This is a genomic window from Paenibacillus sp. Aloe-11 (assembly GCF_000245715.1).
Lineage (GTDB): Bacteria > Bacillota > Bacilli > Paenibacillales > Paenibacillaceae > Paenibacillus > Paenibacillus kribbensis.
On the sequence record NZ_JH601051.1, the window covers coordinates 76,529 to 94,029 of the forward strand.

The 17,501-nt window shown below is 46.9% G+C and carries 16 protein-coding genes; all 16 read left to right on the top strand.

Annotated elements, in window-relative coordinates; translation table 11 throughout:
- The first annotated feature begins 107 nt into the window (after nucleotides 1-107).
- The 16 genes from WG8_RS10220 to WG8_RS10290 all read left to right on the top strand — a co-directional run bounded on the left by WG8_RS10220 (nucleotide 108) and on the right by WG8_RS10290 (nucleotide 17,314).
- Nucleotides 108-1,145: an aspartate-semialdehyde dehydrogenase gene (locus tag WG8_RS10220; protein ID WP_007430081.1), complete on the top strand. Its 1,038-nt coding sequence runs from the start codon at nucleotides 108-110 to the stop codon at nucleotides 1,143-1,145.
- Between the two features lie 36 nt (nucleotides 1,146-1,181).
- Nucleotides 1,182-2,399 carry an aspartate kinase gene (gene dapG, locus WG8_RS10225; RefSeq protein WP_007430082.1) on the top strand — a complete coding sequence of 406 codons (1,218 nt, stop codon included), beginning with the start codon at nucleotides 1,182-1,184 and terminating at the stop codon, nucleotides 2,397-2,399.
- 40 nt (nucleotides 2,400-2,439) lie between these two features.
- Nucleotides 2,440-3,321 (top strand): 4-hydroxy-tetrahydrodipicolinate synthase, encoded by an 882-nt coding sequence (gene dapA / locus WG8_RS10230; RefSeq protein ID WP_007430083.1) that lies wholly within the window; start codon nucleotides 2,440-2,442, stop codon nucleotides 3,319-3,321.
- A 288-nt stretch (nucleotides 3,322-3,609) separates the two neighbouring features.
- Entirely contained in the window at nucleotides 3,610-5,289 is a 1,680-nt protein-coding gene (locus WG8_RS10235) for a ribonuclease J (protein WP_007430084.1), read from the top strand.
- 228 nt (nucleotides 5,290-5,517) lie between these two features.
- Nucleotides 5,518-6,366, top strand: a complete 849-nt coding sequence (locus tag WG8_RS10240) for a ClpP family protease (protein ID WP_007430085.1) — start codon at nucleotides 5,518-5,520, stop codon at nucleotides 6,364-6,366.
- Nucleotides 6,363-6,575: a YlzJ-like family protein gene (locus tag WG8_RS10245; protein ID WP_007430086.1), complete on the top strand. Its 213-nt coding sequence runs from the start codon at nucleotides 6,363-6,365 to the stop codon at nucleotides 6,573-6,575. The genes WG8_RS10240 and WG8_RS10245 overlap by 4 nt, the downstream gene beginning before the upstream one ends.
- A gap of 103 nt (nucleotides 6,576-6,678) precedes the next feature.
- A complete protein-coding gene (locus WG8_RS10250; RefSeq protein ID WP_007430087.1) occupies nucleotides 6,679-9,345 on the top strand; it encodes an FtsK/SpoIIIE family DNA translocase in 2,667 nt (888 codons plus the stop codon).
- Nucleotides 9,346-9,572: 227 nt separating this feature from the next.
- Nucleotides 9,573-10,415: a spore cortex-lytic enzyme gene (gene sleB, locus WG8_RS10255; RefSeq protein ID WP_007430088.1), complete on the top strand. Its 843-nt coding sequence runs from the start codon at nucleotides 9,573-9,575 to the stop codon at nucleotides 10,413-10,415.
- 159 nt (nucleotides 10,416-10,574) lie between these two features.
- On the top strand, nucleotides 10,575-11,855 hold the full coding sequence (yfmF, locus tag WG8_RS10260) for an EF-P 5-aminopentanol modification-associated protein YfmF (protein ID WP_007430089.1): 1,281 nt from the start codon (nucleotides 10,575-10,577) through the stop codon (nucleotides 11,853-11,855).
- Nucleotides 11,856-11,858: 3 nt separating this feature from the next.
- Nucleotides 11,859-13,139: an EF-P 5-aminopentanol modification-associated protein YfmH gene (gene yfmH / locus WG8_RS10265; protein WP_007430090.1), complete on the top strand. Its 1,281-nt coding sequence runs from the start codon at nucleotides 11,859-11,861 to the stop codon at nucleotides 13,137-13,139.
- On the top strand, nucleotides 13,139-13,927 hold the full coding sequence (gene ymfI, locus WG8_RS10270) for an elongation factor P 5-aminopentanone reductase (protein WP_007430091.1): 789 nt from the start codon (nucleotides 13,139-13,141) through the stop codon (nucleotides 13,925-13,927). The genes yfmH and ymfI overlap by 1 nt, the downstream gene beginning before the upstream one ends.
- Nucleotides 13,928-14,030: 103 nt before the next feature.
- Nucleotides 14,031-14,285 carry a DUF3243 domain-containing protein gene (locus WG8_RS10275; RefSeq protein WP_007430092.1) on the top strand — a complete coding sequence of 85 codons (255 nt, stop codon included), beginning with the start codon at nucleotides 14,031-14,033 and terminating at the stop codon, nucleotides 14,283-14,285.
- A gap of 240 nt (nucleotides 14,286-14,525) precedes the next feature.
- On the top strand, nucleotides 14,526-15,299 hold the full coding sequence (locus tag WG8_RS10280) for a DUF3388 domain-containing protein (RefSeq protein ID WP_007430093.1): 774 nt from the start codon (nucleotides 14,526-14,528) through the stop codon (nucleotides 15,297-15,299).
- 30 nt (nucleotides 15,300-15,329) lie between these two features.
- The gene (locus tag WG8_RS10285) at nucleotides 15,330-16,427 is read left to right on the top strand and encodes a helix-turn-helix domain-containing protein (RefSeq protein WP_007430094.1); all 1,098 of its coding nucleotides are present in this window, start codon (nucleotides 15,330-15,332) and stop codon (nucleotides 16,425-16,427) included.
- An 83-nt stretch (nucleotides 16,428-16,510) separates the two neighbouring features.
- Nucleotides 16,511-16,675, top strand: coding sequence for a hypothetical protein (locus WG8_RS27375; protein WP_007430095.1), 165 nt, complete (start codon nucleotides 16,511-16,513; stop codon nucleotides 16,673-16,675).
- Nucleotides 16,676-16,822: 147 nt separating this feature from the next.
- Entirely contained in the window at nucleotides 16,823-17,314 is a 492-nt protein-coding gene (locus WG8_RS10290; RefSeq protein WP_007430096.1) for a YajQ family cyclic di-GMP-binding protein, read from the top strand.
- The last annotated feature ends 187 nt before the right edge of the window (nucleotides 17,315-17,501 follow it).

The following is a 17,501-nucleotide window of genomic DNA, read 5'->3' on the forward strand; positions in this document are numbered from 1 at the left end:
TCGCCTAGAAGATGATTCGATCATGCATCGGGTCTAATTTCTTGTTGGCGGTGGATGCTTTCAGAATAAAAAATGGTTTTTTTAGTCGAGAAGGGGAGATAAGCCAGATGAGCAATAGAAAGTTTAATGTAGCTGTCGTTGGAGCGACGGGCGCTGTAGGAGAACAAATCGTAAATCTGCTGGAAAAAAGAGATTTTCCTGTGGACAAAGTTAAATTTCTTTCGTCGCCTCGTTCTGCCGGCACGTTAATTAGCTTTAAAGGTCAGCAAATTCCAGTAGAGATCGCTACCCCCGACAGCTTTGAAGGAATCGACATTGCCTTGTTTAGTGCAGGCGGAGACGTAAGTAAGGAATTGGCACCACATGCTGTTCGTCATGGTGCAGTTTGCATTGACAACACGAACGCATTCCGAATGGAACCGACAGCTCCTCTTGTAGTTCCTGAGGTGAACAGTGACAAAATTGCCGAGCATCAGGGTATCATTGCCAACCCGAACTGCTCCACCATCCAGATGGTAGCTGCTTTGAAACCATTATATGATAAATATGGAATTTCTCGTATTATTGTATCCACATATCAGGCAGTGTCCGGAGCTGGAAGTCGTGCCATTGATGAGTTAAATCGTCAAAGTGCAGCGATCCTTAACGGTGAAGATGCTCAGCCCGATCTGTTGCCGGTAGGCTCATTGCCAGTGAAGCATCAGATTGCTTTCAATGCTATCCCGCAAATCGATAAATTTCAGGACAACGGTTATACACTGGAAGAAATGAAAATGGTACGTGAAACGAAAAAAATACTGGGTGACGAATCCGTAGAAGTAACGGCAACATGCGTACGGATTCCTGTCGTATACGGTCACTCGGAATCTGTCTATGTAGAGCTTAAAGAAGATTATGATTTAGAGGAAATCCGCAATCTGCTTGCTTCGGCACCAGGAGTAACGCTGGTGGACGATCCTGCTGCCCAGCTCTATCCGCTGGCATCCGAAGCCGCAGGAAAACCGGATGTATTCGTAGGACGTGTACGCCGTGATTTGGGCAATAGCCGTGGATTAAATTTGTGGGTCGTATCCGACAATCTGCTCAAGGGAGCGGCATGGAACGCGGTACAAATCGCGGAAATTATTGCTGCAAATGCGGAGTAACGTTCCCGAAGCAGGGAGTAAGATGGGGGAAGAATGATGGGTATTTTAGTGCAAAAATTTGGGGGAACTTCGCTGTCCACACCTGAAGCGCGTCAACTGGTGCTGGGACATGTGAAGCGAGAGCTGGAACAAAATGTTCAACTGGTTGTTGTTGTGTCAGCCATGGGGAGGAAAGGAGAGCCTTATGCGACGGACACGCTGCTCGATTGGGCGGCGTCTAACGGCGACAGTCTTCCGAAGCGCGAACGGGATTTACTGCTGTGCTGTGGTGAAATCATTTCTGCCGCTACATTATGCAGCCTGATGGAGAAGGAAGGTATTCCTGCTACGGTGCTAACTGGTGCACAGGCAGGCTTTATTACGGATGATCAATACGGCAATGCTCGTATTTTGGATATAAAGCCGGATCGTATTGTGGAAGAGCTAAACCAGGGCCGGGTCGTTATTGTGACCGGTTTTCAGGGACAGACGGCAAACGGTGATATGACTACACTGGGCCGGGGCGGCAGTGATACATCGGCCACTGCGCTGGGTGTTGCTCTACATGCGGATATGGTTGACATTTATACGGATGTGAACGGCATATTGACTGCAGATCCGCGCATTGTAGAAAATGCCAAGCCGCTTTCGCATGTTAGCTATACAGAAATTTGTAATATGGCTCATCAGGGAGCAAAGGTTATCCATCCGCGTGCTGTTGAAATCGCTATGCAGGCGAATATTCCGGTTCGTGTTCGCTCCACTTTCTCTGAAGGAGAAGGTACGCTGGTTACACATCCAGAAGGCTTCAAGGACGTAGAGGCAGACATCGTAGACCGCTTCGTGACCGGTATTGCGTATGTCGGCAACGTCACTCAAATTACCGTAGAATTAAAGCCGGGTTTGGAGCATTTGCAGCTGCATGTATTCAAATCTATGGCGGAGCACGGAATCAGCGTTGATTTTATTAATGTCACTCCATCCGGGGCAGTTTATACGGTGTCCGATCATGATGGAAGCAAAGCAGTTGATGTGTTGAACAATTTGGGCCTAGAGGCTAAGATTCTGGCCGGGTGTGCTAAAGTTTCAGTCATAGGAGGCGGTATCAACGGGGTACCGGGCATTATGGCGACGATTGTAGAGGCATTGGCAGAATCAGATGTACAGATTCTTCAATCGGCAGATTCCAACACGACTATCTGGGTACTTGTAAAAAAAGATGATATGGTGCAAGCTGTACGCGCATTGCATAATAAATTCGAACTCCATCAGTAGGCGCATGTCCGTGCTCGGACTTGCAAAAAAAGGAGGCAGCATGGTGAACTTCGGCAGACTGATTACCGCAATGGTGACACCTTTTGATCAGCAAGGAGAGATTGACTGGGCTGCATTGTCCTCGTTGATTGATTATTTAATAGAAGAACAACATTCAGAGTCACTTGTCGTATCAGGGACAACAGGCGAATCCCCTACTCTGAGTGATGAGGAAAAAATCAAGCTATTTGCATTTGTTGTAGAAAAAGCAGCCGGACGATGTAAAATCATTGCCGGAACCGGAAGCAATAATACACGTCATTCCATTCACTTGACCCGTGCTGCGGAGCAAGCAGGAGCAGACGGTGTGCTACTGGTAGTGCCTTATTATAACAAACCGAATCAGGAAGGGATGTATCAGCATTTTGAAAGCATTGCGAACTCCACTTCCCTTCCAGTTATACTGTATAATGTTCCAAGCCGTACCGCAGCGAGTCTGACAGCTGAAACGACGCTGCGTCTGGCACAAATCCCGAATATTGTGGGCACCAAGGAATGTGCATCACTCGCGCAGGTTACACAAATTGCAGCGGCAGCCCCAGAAGGCTTTGTAGTTTATTCAGGGGATGACGCGTCTGGATTGCCTGCTATGGCTGTGGGCGCATATGGTATTATCAGCGTAGCCAGCCATGTGGTAGGCACAGAAATGAAGCAGATGATCGATGCACTTGTTGAAGGGCACGCGCAGGAGGCAGCGAAGCTGCATCAGCAGTTGTTCCCGGTTTTCAAAGGCTTGTTTGAATGTCCTCATCCTCTGCCTAATCCGGTCGCTGTAAAGTATGCATTGGAATTGCGGAATGTTAAGGTCGGTTCGGTTCGGTTGCCGCTTATTCCTCCAACCGAGGAGGAAGCGGAGTTTATCAAGAAGTTATTTACTCGGTAATTGAAGATCTCGCGGTGAGAGTTTATGGCCTGACAAGATTTTTCGGCATGAAGGGCGTTCTTATGGAACGCCCTTTTTGTCGTGCTTTTAACCATCCATCTGGATAAATGGACTGGACTAATGGTTTTAGACGGCAATGGGAAACCTAGCGTAACGGACTGGATGACTTGTTTTTTCGTATTTTAATCATGTATAATGAGGTCAAGTGACTGGGTGCGGTATTTTTTTGAAAATTAAATAAACAAATCAAGGTACGACGTCCAACTACCATAGGAGGTTTAGATTCATTTGTCTAAAAAAACAAACAACGATAAATTGATGATTTTCGCTTTGGGCGGCGTCGGTGAAATCGGGAAAAATATGTATGTCGTTCAATACGGCAATGACATTGTCGTGGTGGACTCCGGCTTGAAATTTCCGGAAGAGGACATGCTCGGCATTGATATCGTTATTCCTGATATTTCCTACCTTACAGAGAACCGCGACAAGGTAAGAGGCATTGTGCTGACTCATGGTCATGAGGACCATATCGGTGGTTTGCCTTACGTGCTGAAACATTTGAATGTACCTGTATATGGTACCAAATTGACGCTGGGATTGGTGGAGAACAAGCTGAAGGAAGCGAATCTGCTTGGCGAAACCAAACGGATTTTAATCAATGCTGATTCCGAAATCAAGCTGGGTTCCTCGCTGAAGGTAACATTCTTCAAAACAAACCATAGTATTCCGGATTCTGTAGGTGTCTGCATTGATACTCCTGAAGGTGCTGTTGTTCATACTGGCGACTTCAAGTTTGATCATACTCCGGTTAACGGACAATATGCGGATTTACAGCGTATGGCTGAAATCGGCGCACGTGGCGTACTGGCTCTTTTGTCAGACAGCACCAATGCGGAAAAACCGGGCTTTACACCTTCAGAAAAGAGCGTCGGCATCGTGCTGGAAGATATTTTCCGCAAGTCGAGACAGCGTGTGGTTGTAGCAACTTTTGCTTCCAACGTACACCGCATTCAGCAGGTTATCAATGCTGCGGAAGCGACAGGGCGCAAAGTAACGGTTATCGGTCGCAGCATGGTGAATGTCGTAGGAATTGCTTCTGATCTGGGCTATTTGGAAATTCCAGACGGAATGCTGATCGAGCCTGAAGAAGTTGGCAAAATGTCAGCAGATCGCGTAGTTATTCTCTGCACAGGCAGTCAGGGCGAGCCAATGTCCGCTTTGACAAGAATGGCTCGTTCCACACATCGTAAAGTGGATATTCTTCCAGGAGATTCAGTCATTATCGCAGCTACTCCGGTACCTGGTAATGAAAAATATGTGGGTCGCACGATTGACGAATTGTTCCGTTTAGGTGCCAATGTATACTACAGCGCAGCTAATCCGGGGATCCACGTTTCTGGACACGGAAGCCAGGAAGAACTCAAGCTGATGTTGAACCTGATGAAACCCAAATTCTTCTTGCCAATTCACGGTGAGTTTAGAATGCAACGCCGTCATGCTCTGCTTGCTGAAGGAGTAGGTGTAGAGCCTGAAAACATCTTCATCACAGACATCGGTGAAGTCATTGAAATTCAGAACGGCGGGGCGCGCAGAGCTGGTAAAGTTACAGCAGGGAACGTGCTAATCGACGGACTGGGTGTAGGGGATGTAGGAAATATCGTATTGCGTGACCGCAAGTTGCTGTCACAGGACGGTATTCTGGTGGTTGTTGTAACGCTGAGCAAGCAAGACGGTACGATCAAATCGGGACCGGATATCATTTCCCGCGGTTTCGTATATGTCCGCGAATCGGAAGGCTTGCTGGATGAAGCCAATCGTATTGTCTCAAGTACATTGCATAAGCTCATGAGTGAAAATGTAAATGAATGGGCTTCCCTCAAGACAAACGTCAAGGATGCACTGGGTCGCTTCTTGTACGAGCAAACTCGTCGCAGACCGATGATCCTGCCAATTATAATGGAAGTGTGAGTCAATTGAAATTTGTTGGAAAACCTGAATTAAAAACTTAAGTCACAGGCACACAGTCGCCTCTCTCCCGCAGGAAATATTGGACGGTTTCCGCGGGCGGAGAGGCTTTTTTGACTTTTTCGACTGAGGAAAGGCATGGGGACGGGTATAAAATATTCCATTCCCATCCCATACTAGAGGGTGAATACGGGGCACATAGATGCGTAAAGCGAAAGGAAGATCACCCATATGGAACAATACAGCAACCTATCATCTGGCAACGAGGAAACAGAAACGCCGGATCAACCAGAAGTTGGACAAAGACCCGCTTTACCTGCTATGGAGGCGTTGCAGCAGTTGGGACAAACCTCCATGCCCGGAAGCGAATCCAATATTTTCTGCATGACAATTATCGGCCAAATTGAAGGACATCTCATTTTACCGCCTCAAAACAAAACGACCAAGTATGAGCACATCATTCCCCAACTGGTAGCGGCAGAGCAAAACCCACGAATCGAAGGATTAATGATATTGCTGAATACAGTTGGTGGTGATGTAGAAGCTGGGCTGGCTATTGCTGAAATGATCGCTTCGATGAGTAAACCAACAGTGACTATCGTCATTGGCGGAGGGCATAGTATCGGTGTCCCTATTGCTGTATCATCCACTTATTCCTATATTGCCGAGAGTGCGACAATGACCATTCACCCCATTCGTATGAGCGGTCTGGTCATCGGAGTCCCGCAAACGTTTGAATATATGGAGAAAATGCAGGAACGCGTCGTGCGTTTTGTTGTTTCCCATTCCCGGATCACTGAAGAGAAGTTCAAGGAACTGATGTTCAAAACAGGTGAATTAAACCGCGATATTGGTACAGCAGTTGGTGGAGCCGATGCAGTAAAATATGGATTGATGGATGCGGTTGGTGGCATCGGAGAGGCGCTGAAACAGTTGAACACCATCATTGAAACACGCCGCCAGCAAAACGGGCTGGCAGGGAATCAGCAGCAGGCTTCGTTTGCTCCTTTTTCACCCAATGCTACTGGTAGCCCTACAGAGACGCATTCAGGTGAGCATAGCGGGGAGCTGCCCCAATGACCTTATATACGGTAATGCCAATGGAAATGGTGTGGGAAGGTATGTGGAAGGAGCCAGAGGGGTTTGCAGAGGTTCGGGTGGATGGTTTGCTTATGCAGGTCCAGCAGCTCGAAAGTCGTCGGGGAATCATTGTACGATTGTTGGACTGCCCGCTGGAAGCCTACCTGAATCCGCGTTATGAGCCAGGGCAAGTCATCGAGTGGTCGTAGAAGGTGTCGAATAACACGAAAATAGGTCGTTTATTGCTGAAAAAGAACATATGTGCGGATACCCGGTGACGTGGTATAATATTCTTCTGGGGGGTGACCTTGTATGTCCAGAAGAAGAAAAAAGAAAAAGAAGGCTGTGTTTGGCGGAGTTCTAAAATTTGAAATTTACGGCATTGTGCTGATTACATTGGCGGTCATTGCGCTATCGGGTGAAGCGGCGGTTGGCCGGTCGCTATCCAAGATGTTCGGGCTTGTACTGGGAAAATTCTATTTTGCAATCCCGCTGATTGGCATTTATTACGGTCTGATGGTGATGATTCATCGTAAATGGCCGAACCAGTGGAACTCACGTAAAACGGGATTGCTGTTACTGGTATTCGCCTTTACACTTATGAGTTCTATTTCATCGATGGAGCAGCGTTTGGGGCCGATTAACGCGCTTCAACCAGGCGGAGTGATGAGCCAAATACATATAGATATGCGTGAGCAGTTGCTGTCGCCTGACAAGGTAGGTCATACCTCCATGCTGAACAAGGATATTAGCGGCGGGTACGTCGGCGCATTGCAGCTTACCGTTCTGTTGTGGCTGTTCGGGATTACAGGAGCCAAGCTGATTATGATTGTCATGTTTGTTATTTGCTTCATGCTGTTGACCCAGCTGTCTTATGTGGATTTGGTACGGATTGTACGGACCAAGCTACTGACAGCAGGGGGAAGTGTGCGAAAAAAGTGGATTGGTAAAGCGACTCCACTTTCGGCATCTGACAAAGGCAATAGAAAAGTCAAGTCCGAGCCCATTCCTGCTTATGAGGAGGATATGGATGATGACTTTGAAGAAATGCAGCCTCCGGCACGCAAGCAGCCGATTTTCTTTCAGTTGTTTGGTCTCAAAAAATCTGATAAATCGGACAAGGAAGAGCATTCTGACCATGTGGATGAGGATAATTATGACCTTCCATATGAGACTGAGGCTGCAGAGTCCCAGTGGCGAAACGGAACCCAGGAAGAAGAGCTGTCTGATGTGATCGAGCACGCTGGGGAGGAAGCCTCAGCTCCGGTGAAAAGGTCGCCGATTATTCGGGATTTCTTTGAGCAGGTGAAGCATGAGGAAAAAAGATCAGAAGCTGAGGAGTCTTTGGTAGAGGCGGAGCATTCGGATTCTGTCTATGATGAGCCGCTGGATGATAACTTCACGGATGCTGTGGTAAACACAGATATGGATAATGCATCGGCGGCTCATAGCACAACGGAAGGTATTGAAGGACAAGCTCAGACGACTGCAACCGGATTAACAGGTGTCGGGACTGAAGGTGCCGATGCAGCCATGCCTGCTCCACCGCCTCCTAAACCGTATAAGCTTCCGTCGTTTCGTTTGCTTGCCAAACCGCAAAACGCGGGCAAGGGTATGGGACAAAAGGATTACATGCAAACGGCACGCAAGCTGGAGGCAACGCTGGAAAGCTTTGGTGTGCGGGCAAAGGTGCTGGAGGTTGTCCGTGGACCTGCCGTAACGCGTTATGAAATTCAGCCGGACATTGGTGTGAAGGTCAGCCGTATTGTGAGCCTGACGGATGACATTGCGCTTGCGCTTGCTGCAAAAGATATCCGTATGGAGGCTCCGATTCCTGGCAAATCCGCTATCGGAATTGAGGTTCCGAATAATGAAGTTTCCATCGTAACGATGCGCGAGGTCATGGAGACAACTGTTTTCCAGGAGTCAGCTTCCAATTTATCCATTGCATTCGGACGTGATATTGCAGGTCAGACGATTGTCGGTAATTTAGCCAAGATGCCCCATTTGCTTGTAGCCGGAGCAACGGGCTCAGGTAAATCGGTGTGTATTAATGGGATTATTACAAGCATCTTGTATAAAGCGAAGCCAGATGAGGTCAAATTCCTAATGGTCGATCCGAAAATGGTGGAGTTGAACGTGTACAACGGAATTCCGCATTTGTTGGCTCCAGTCGTGACCGATCCGAAGCGTGCCTCGCTTGCTTTGAAAAAAATCGTTGTTGAAATGGAAAAACGCTACGAGTTATTTTCCAAATCGGGAACACGCAATGTTGAAGGCTATAACAATCTGATGAAAGACAATCCGGCTGCATTTCTGCCATACATTGTCGTTATTGTTGACGAACTGGCGGATCTGATGATGGTAGCTGCCGGAGATGTGGAGGATGCGATTGCCCGGCTTGCCCAAATGGCGCGTGCTGCAGGCATTCATCTGATCATTGCTACGCAGAGACCTTCGGTTGACGTTATCACCGGGGTTATTAAAGCCAACATTCCTTCACGTATTGCCTTCGGTGTTTCTTCGCAGGTGGATTCCCGTACCATACTGGACATGGGGGGAGCCGAGAAGCTGCTTGGACGAGGTGATATGCTGTTCATGCCGATGGGAGCCTCCAAGCCGGTTCGCGTTCAGGGGGCGTTTATGAGTGATCAGGAAGTGGAGAATATCGTTAACTACGTGCGTGAACAGGGTGAAGCGCAGTATGATGAAACGCTGGTGCCTGAGGTGGAAGAGGTATCGGCTGATGCGGATGAAATGCTGGATGAGCTGTATGATCAAGCCGTCAACATCATTTTGGAAGCCAAGCAAGCCTCCGTATCTCTCCTTCAGCGCCGGATGAGGATCGGTTATACACGTGCTGCCCGGCTGATTGACTCCATGGAGGCTCGCGGTGTGATTGGCCCTTACGAGGGCAGCAAGCCTCGGGAGGTACTTATCTCAATAGAGCAATATCAGCAAAATAAAGTTAGCTCCTGATCATTAGCTTTTATCAGAACTACATGAAATCGCTGTTTGTACGCTTGGACGGTTGCTTCAATATGGCAACTTCATCCGTACAGACAGCGTTTTTTTTGTGCTGTTTTTTCAGGTGCTGCGGCTGTCTGCTGTAAGAAGATTAAAAGGGTGAATAGCTTCAAGCAGAGCTTGTCATAATAAACGTAGCCATCCTGTTAATCCCACAAAAGAAAGGTAGATCACAGCATATGAAAAAGACAATGGTCTGGATTTGCACGGGTATTCTCGTAGCCTCGGCTATTACGTACACAGGGCTTTTAAAAATTGACTCTGCACAGCAGCAAGCAAAACAGCTGAATACACAACAGAAAGTACAAGTGGCGCAGCCTTCCCAGCCGACATTCAGCTCAGAAGCGATTAATTTTGGTTCTTACGGTCAGGATGTATATGAGTTGCAATCACGATTGAAGCTGCTCGGTTTTTTCGGCGCGCAGGTGGACAGTCAGTTTGGCAACAGCACGTTAAAGGCTGTCAAAGGATTTCAAAAGGAATTTGGCATGACACCGGATGGAGTGGTCGGAGCGAAAACAAAGCTGAAGCTGGTCAACGCTACTCCTCACTGGAAACCGACAGAAACTCCTTTGCACCGTAAAAATCAAGGCTCCACACAAGGACAGACAGCGGCCAATGATGATCAAAATGATGAAACGATGGGATCGGCCAACACGATGGGGCTATCTGAAAATGATCTTAAAATTATGGCCAATGCGGTCTATGGTGAATCCCGTGGCGAGCCGTTTGAAGGTCAAGTTGCCGTAGCGGCAGTTATTTTAAACCGGGTCAAATCCCCCAGTTTTCCAAACACACCGTCTGGGGTAATTTTTCAACCTGGAGCCTTTACAGCTGTAGCTGATGGTCAAATCTGGCTCACTCCGAATGAAACTGCACAGAAAGCAGTGCGTCAGGCATTGAACGGCTGGGACCCAAGCGGAGGTTGTCTCTATTATTTTAATCCGAAAACAGCCACCTCCAAATGGATTTGGAGCCGTCCGCAAGTGAAGACGATTGGTGAGCATATTTTCTGCATGTAAACCGCCGAAGCAGCCGGAAACTTGTCTCCGGTTGCTTCTTGGCTTTTGCATGGTTAGAATAAAGATTGGCACACTTTACCTCTTTACAGGAGAATGATTCACAACGGTCTATGCTAACAAAGGCTGGACGAAATTGACGCCACAAAAGGAGTTTTGGACTTGAACAAAACAGGTTTCGAGCGTGGCACGCGCAGGCAATTAAGAATTCATGTGCTGCCGACCAAACGCTTTAAGACGTTTGCCATATCATTGTATGTAGGTACTCCACTACGAGAGGAAACCGTAACCCGAGTGGGACTGACACCATTCGTACTGCGACGGGGTACAGAATCATATCCGCAGACTACACAATTCAGAGAACAATTAGAGCAATTGTATGGGGCGGGCTTTGGATTCGATGTTTATAAGCGCGGAGATTATCAGATCGTGCAATTTCGCATGGATACGATCAATGACAGCTTTGTAAACAGCTCGGACAGCTTGCTGGATCGTTCGTTTGCTTTTCTCGGAGAAGTGTTAACAAAACCAGCTCTGGAAAAAGGTGCTTTTCAAACTGGATATGTTCAGCAGGAACGAGAAAATGTACGCAAGAAGCTGGAATCTATAGTTAACGATAAAATGCGTTATGCTGCAGAGCGCTGCATGGAGGAAATGTGTAAAGATGAGCCTTATCGTCTGCATCCCCTCGGCCAACGCTCCGATCTGGATAATATAGATGCGCAGGGTTTATATCAGGCTTATGTACAATGGCTAAATCATGCCAGCATGGATTTATACGTTGTTGGGGATACAACGCTGGATGAAGTTGAAAAGTATGTTGATCGTTATTTTCAGTTAAACCGTTCAGCGGAAACAGAGTATGTTCCCGAACAGCCCAAGTCGGTGGAGCGTGATGTTCAAACGATAGTAGAGCGTCTTGATGTGAATCAGGGTAAGCTGAATATGGGCCTGCGTACTCCCATTACGTATGGCGATGATCGTTATGCTTCTGCGCTGATGTACAATGGAATTTTGGGCGGATATCCGCATTCCAAGCTGTTCGTCAATGTGCGTGAGAAGGAAAGCCTGGCCTATTACGCCTCATCTCGGTATGACGGTCATAAGGGCATTGGCACGATTCAATCCGGTATTGAAATTCCCAATTACGAAAAAGCGGTCACTATTATTCGCAAGCAATTGGAAGATACGCAAAATGGAGCGATTACCGAGCTGGAAATGACCCAAACGCAGGCGATGATTCGCAACTTGCTAAAGGAAATGCAGGATTCCGCTTTTGAAATGATTGCCTACGATTTTAACAGACAGCTTTCCGGCAAAGAGCGGACGGTAGATGAGCTGCTGAGCCAGGTGGAGGCTGTCAAGGTGCAGGATGTTCAGGATGCCGCCCGGACGTTCCGACTGGATACTATTTATTTCTTGAGAGACCAGAAGGGGGAATAGCGGGTGGAGCGCATCGTTTATGAGCATGTGCAGGAAACGTTGTACTATGAAGTGATGGATAACGGCTTGCACGTCTATGTGTTGCCCAAACCGGGTTTTCAGAAGACATACGCCACATTTGCAACAAAATATGGCTCAGTCGATAATCATTTCCGTGTGGAAGGTCAACAACCGATCAAGGTACCGGATGGGATCGCCCATTTTTTGGAGCATAAAATGTTTGAAGAGCCTGAGGGTGATATCTTTGCTACCTTTTCTTCGAATGGGGCATCTGCAAACGCATTTACGAGCTTTGATCAGACCGTATATCTGTTTTCTGCAACCGAACGCATTCAGGAAAACTTGACTACTCTTGTGAATTTTGTGCAGCATCCTTACTTTACGGATGAAAATGTAGAGAAGGAAAAAGGCATTATTGGCCAGGAAATCAATATGTATGGGGATAACCCGGACTGGCGGAGCTACTTTGGTCTGATTGAAGCGCTATACAAAGTCCATCCGGTGCACATTGACATTGCAGGTACGGTCGAATCCATCAGCACGATTACAAAGGAAACGCTGTATAGCTGCTATGAAGCTTTTTATCACCCGAGCAACATGATTCTTTTTGTGGTCGGTGGGGTGGACCCGACTGAAGTAATAGAACTGGTGCGTAATAATCAGGCGAAAAAGGACTATAAGCCGCAGGGAGAGATCGAGCGGATTTTTGATGAGGAGCCTGCCACGGTTGCAGAACCGCGCCGTGAGGTGAAGCTGGCGGTCTCTCTGCCGAAGCTGCTGTTCGGATTCAAGGAGGCCAAGGTAGGTCTGACGGGTGATGAATTGCTCCGTCATGATCTGGAAACCAAGCTGATGCTTGATCTTCTTTTTGGCTCCAGCACACAGCTGTATCAAAAGCTTTACGATGAGGATTTGATTTCGGACAGCTTTGGTCATGAGTATAACTCTACGCCACAGTATGCCTTCTCTGCCATCGGTGGGGATACCAAAGACCCGGATCGATTGCTGGCGCGAATACGTGAAGAGGTAGAGTCTGTTCAGAAGCAGGGTTTTGCGGTAGAACATTTTGAAAGAGCCCGTAAAAAGAAAATCGGCGGTTATTTGCGTACTCTCAACTCACCCGAGAATATTGCGCACGAATTTACAAGGCATCGCTTTCGGGGCAGTGATTTCTTCCAACTGTTGCCGATCTATGAAAGCATTACACTAGAGGATGTAAATCGGCGTCTGAAAGATCATATCCAGTGGGATCAATTAGCAATATCTTTGGTGGTGAGTCCATAATGTCCAGGGAGAGGGAACCGATAACCACCAAAAATGGTGCATTAAAAGCCATTGGCGATACGACCGTACTGATTACAGGAGCGAGTGGGGGGATTGGGGCGGCGATTGCCGAGCGGTTTGCATCTGTAGGGATGAATGTAGTCATCCACTACATGAAGTCCCATGAAAAAGCGAATGAAGTTGCCCGTCGTTGTATGGTTTATTCAGGCAAGGTGATGACCGTGTCTGCGGATCTGCGCAGCAAGGAGCAGATTGAGCGTATGCGGGAAAAGCTTGAAAATCACGGAATGAGGCCAGATATTCTAGTGAATAATGCTGGATTATCTCATTATGGACTGCTATCGGATGTATCGGAAGAGGAATGGGACGAAGTGATGGCCGTCAACGTTAAGGGAACCTTTTTGTGCTCGCAGGCTTTTATGCCCCATATGATTTCTCAACGCTATGGCCGCATTGTAAATGTGTCATCCGTGTGGGGGATATGTGGTGCTTCATGCGAGGTGCTGTATTCCACCACCAAAGGAGGCATTAACGCTTTCACGAAAGCGCTGGCTCAAGAGGTTGCACCTTCCGGTGTGACGGTAAATGCTGTAGCTCCGGGTGCAGTGGATACATCGATGCTGGATCATTTAGATGAGGGGGAAATTACCAGTTTGGAAGAAGCGATTCCTGCCGGGCGATTGGCTCGGCCTGATGAAATTTCGTCCCTGGTATATTTTCTCGCACTTCCTGAGTCAGGCTATATTAACGGTCAGGTCATAAGTCCTAATGGGGGATGGGTAACTTAAGGGGAAACTATGCTTGGAGGAATCCACCAGTATAGTAAGCGTCTGAGAAGAGAATATTACAACTGTTGATTTTAAATCTGAATCATCTAAGGAGGATTTAAGCATGTCAACAGTCGTTAAGGATTTTGATGTTTGGAAAAAGTTCCTCGGTCAGCGTGTAGAGCAAGCGGAGAAGCTGGGCATTAGTCAGGATACCATTTCAGAGCTTGCTTATGAAATCGGTGATTTTCTGGACGAAAAGGTCGACCCGGCCAACCATTCCAACCGTGCACTGAAGGAACTGTGGGGAGTTGCCGATGAAAGTGAGCGCCACACCATCGCCCGGCTAATGGTTAAATTAGCCAAAAGCAGCACATAAGCAGGAATTCACATGAAAAGCTCCCTTTTGGGGGGCTTTTCTGTAATGGTTACAGACCTGTTCTTGTAATTCCATTGTAATTTATATATCATAAACGTGATTGAATCATTATTGAAGCATACAACTCAATAACGACCTTTCAGGTCTCAATAATTGGTTTTGTCGAATGATGGTATTTTATGATACAATAATGCTTTGATTTGGAATTTTTGGCGGTTTGAATGTGAATGAGGTGCTAATGTGACGGAGGAAATGAAACAGTGGTACATGGAGTACAAGATACATAAAAATCGGCCCGGACTGCTGGGGGACATTGCTTCCATGCTTGGTGTTCTGGGGGTTAATATATTAACGATCAATGGTGTTGAAGGCGAAAGACGGGGAATGTTGCTGGAAACGGATGACGATGAGAAAATACGCATTCTCGGCGATACGTTAAAAAAAGCCAGCAACATTACTGTCACGGCCTTGCGTGCTCCGAGACTGGTCGATATATTGGCAGTAAGACATGGTCGTTACATTGACCGGGATTCGGACGATCGTAAAACATTTCGCTTTACTCGCGATGAGCTTGGGTTGCTGGTCGATTTTTTGGGTGAAGTATTAAAGAGGGACGGCAATCAGGTCATTGGCCTTCGCGGAATGCCACGTGTAGGTAAAACGGAATCTATTATTGCCAGTAGCGTATGCGCCATGAAGCGCTGGACTTTCGTATCCTCGACGCTTCTGCGTCAGACGGTGCGCAGTCAGCTTTCCGAGGAGGAAATGAACCCGAACAATGTGTTTATTATTGACGGGATTGTGAGTACAATTCGATCCAATGAAAGACATTATCACTTGCTTCAGGAAATTATGAGCATGCCAAGCACCAAAGTGATCGAGCATCCTGACGTATTTGTGCGTGAATCGGGATACAGCTTTGACGATTTTAATATCATTATTGAACTTCGCAATAATCCGGCTGAGGAAATTATCTATGATACCTTTACAGCCAGTTATACAGAAGAGCTTTAAATAAGCGTAATTATACAAGGAGATGATGACATGTCAGAACTGGGTCAGCAATTAAAGGAGGCCCGGCTGCAAAAAGGATTGAGCCTTGACGATGTTCAGGAAATGACGAAGATACGCAAACGTTATCTGGAAGCCATTGAGACGGGCGATTACAAAGTGCTGCCGGGAAGCTTTTATGTCAGAGCTTTTATTAAAACATACGCCGAAACGGTCGGTTTAAATCCCGATGAGATTTTGGAAGGACATCAAAGCAATGTACCTGAACCTGAACCGGAAGCGGTCATGGAGCCTGTTACACAGAAACGCTCTAGCCGTCCCGCTACAATTGGGAGTCTCAAATGGTTGCCTACTGCGTTAATGTGGCTTTTTCTAGTTCTCATTGTTGGGGTTATTTATGCTTATTGGGTGAGCAACAATCATTCAGCTCCAAAAACAGCAGAAAACACAACACCGGTCACAACACCAAGCTCGTCTGCTCCTGATACTACGAAGGGTGGAACTACGCCGCAACCGCAGGACACAACACCAGCCCAACCGGATAATAACAGCCAAACGACGACTCCTAACGGTGGTGGCGGGCAAACCACTGATACAGGACAAACGGGACAGACTCAGCCAGGTGGTACGGGAACAGTTACTCCTGATGGAACTTCACCTGACAATAGCCAGCAGCCGAATACAACTGCGCCACAACAAGGTGTAACTGTGGCACAGGACGGCAAGCAAGGCAAAACGACGGTTTTCAAAGTCTCCAGTGCGACTGGGGCCACGGTCAAGGTTGATATTAAAGCAACAGGTGAAAGCTGGCTTGAGGTATACAAGGGACAAAACTCCCGTGGTGAAAAGCTGAGCTATGGTATGACTAAAAGCGGGGATGCCATGTCCTTTGATATTGGTCCGGAAGGTTTATATATCAAATCAGGACGATCTTCTGCCACAGACATTTCTGTAGCTGGCCAGCCGATAACCGATAACAAATCGACTACTCGTGTACTGATACAGCAAGGAGAACCTTCTTCTACCGGAACAAGCGCCGGGGTGACGGGTTCACCTACAGATTCGACGACAGGCAGTAATACGGATTCTGCGCAAAGCGGTGCAGACTCTACAACTACGAACGGCGAATAAACATCTTCGTGCGAGTAAATACTAATGACTGTAATTCTTGGGATGCCAGTCATTTTATTTCCGCAAAGTGAGGTGTACACGTTATGACCGTTAGCTGGATCGTGACAGGGCTCGGAATCATTGTCAGTTTGCTTGGCTATTATCTGACACCGAGTGCTTGGGGCTATGGCATACTGGGCTTTGGTCTTGCTCACATTTTGCTTGGAGTTTTGGATATGTTTCGAACTCCAACCCGTATCTACAATTAGACATGTTGAATCGTAGAATTGAAATAAAGGCGTTTTTGTCAGGGAAACTGGCAGGAACGCCTTTTTAATGAACGGATTATTGGATTTTTGTAAATGACTAGCCTATAATTAGATATTGAACTTTGTTGTGGAAAGGGAAGTGAAACGATGGCTTCAGAAAATTCATTTGATATCGTCTCCAAAATGGATATGCAGGAGTTAACGAATGCAGTTCATCAGACGGAGCGTGAAATTGAAACACGGTTTGATTTTAAGGGGAGTAAAAGCAGCCTAAAGCTTGAGAAAGAAGCTCTTACGATTGCATCAGAAGACGAATACAAGCTGAATGCGGTGATTGATATTTTACAATCCAAAATGGTCAAGCGGGGATTGTCTCTTAAAAATGTGGAGTTTGGCAAGCTGGAACCGGCTTCTTTAGGTTCAGTACGCCAGCGTCTTACGCTCAAGCAGGGGATTGATCAGGATAATGCCAAAAAAATTAACATTCTTATTCGGGACTCCAAGCTAAAAGTGAAAAGCCAGATTCAAGGTGATCAAATTCGCGTAACCGGAAAAAGCAGGGATGATTTACAGGCGATCATTCAATTGCTGCGTAAAGCTGATTTGCCATTGGAGCTCCAATTTACGAATATGAAATAAAGCCGTTTTCCCTCATGCTTTGTGTAGGATAAAACGTTGCTTGATGTGGGCAGGCTATTTTGACATGCGTTTTGCACCATATTATACTTGTAACGAAAATGCAGACAATGCAGGTGTATAGCGCTTGTCGGAAGCGATTTACATCGGATTGAATTCAATCCGAAAACTGCCATTTGTAATCAAGTAC